1 protein-coding gene is annotated in these 996 nt (G+C 68.0%); it reads right to left on the minus strand.

Going from position 1 to position 996, the window contains the following annotated elements:
* Positions 1-17 precede the first annotated feature (17 nt).
* Positions 18-914 carry an IS982 family transposase gene (locus HCJ94_RS29345; protein ID WP_168004240.1) on the minus strand — a complete coding sequence of 299 codons (897 nt, stop codon included), beginning with the start codon at positions 912-914 and terminating at the stop codon, positions 18-20.
* Positions 915-996 lie beyond the last annotated feature (82 nt).

Raw genomic sequence — 996 nt, forward strand, 5'->3', positions numbered from 1 at the left:
GAGTGATTCCGAATTGATCAGTGGTCGTACGCGGTCAGGGAGCGTTTGACGTCGGCGTTGATGCGCCAGTTGTGCCAGATCGCGGCGGTCATGGCCAGGAGCCGTTGGGCGACGCGGGCGTACACCCCGGCCGGTGTGCGCCCGCCGTGTCCTTCCAGGTTGAGCTGGCCTTTCAGGGTCTGGTTGACCGACTCGATCCACTGCCGTACCCCGGCGAGGCTGCCGAAACGGCGCTTCTCGTCCGTGCGGTCCGGCCGGGCCAGCAGCACCCCGACCTGCTCGGCGCAGTAGCGTTCGATCGCCCTGCCGGCCAGGCCCTTGTCGGTGAGCACCACCATGCCCGGTGCCAGAGCGCCCAGTTCGCGGGCGTGGCCGAGCAGTTCCTCGGCGATCTCGCGTTCGCCGATCTTCGGGTCGGCCAGGCACCATGCCAGCGGGAGCCCCTCGGCGGTGGTCAGCAGGTACAGCTTCAGGCCCCAGTACCAGCGTGAATGCGATGCGCAGTAGCCGTAGCCGGCGATCTCGGCCAGCGCGGAGCGCTGCGCGGTGGGTCGGGAGGTGCCGCACGGCACCGGGGTGGCGTCCAGCAGCCGCAGCTGGTCGCCGATGGTGGGGCACAGCCCGGCCAGGTACATCGTGGTGCGGCAGATCAGCGGTGCGGCGGCCTTGACCCGCTTGTGGTACCCGGGCTGTTTGGGCAGGTAGGGGAACAGGTGCCCGAGACGGCCGTAGCAGATCCGCAGCCAGTGGTGCTCGGAGCGGGCGCCCAGCAGCACCTGGGCCACGGCCAGGCAGACCAGTTCGGCGTCGGAGAGTCGTTTCGGCCGGCCAGGGGCCCTGCGTCCGGGCGGGATGACGTGGTCGTCGATGAGCACATATAGTGCGGTCAAGAGGGTGTCGAGGTTTGTCTTCACAAACAACCATCGATGCCCTCTCTTCTTGCGCTGGTCAACCCTGCCACGCCACTCAACCCAGAGTTCGGAATCACTCGTCTAG

It is taken from the genome of Micromonospora thermarum (assembly GCF_012034245.1).
Taxonomy (GTDB): domain Bacteria; phylum Actinomycetota; class Actinomycetes; order Mycobacteriales; family Micromonosporaceae; genus Micromonospora; species Micromonospora thermarum.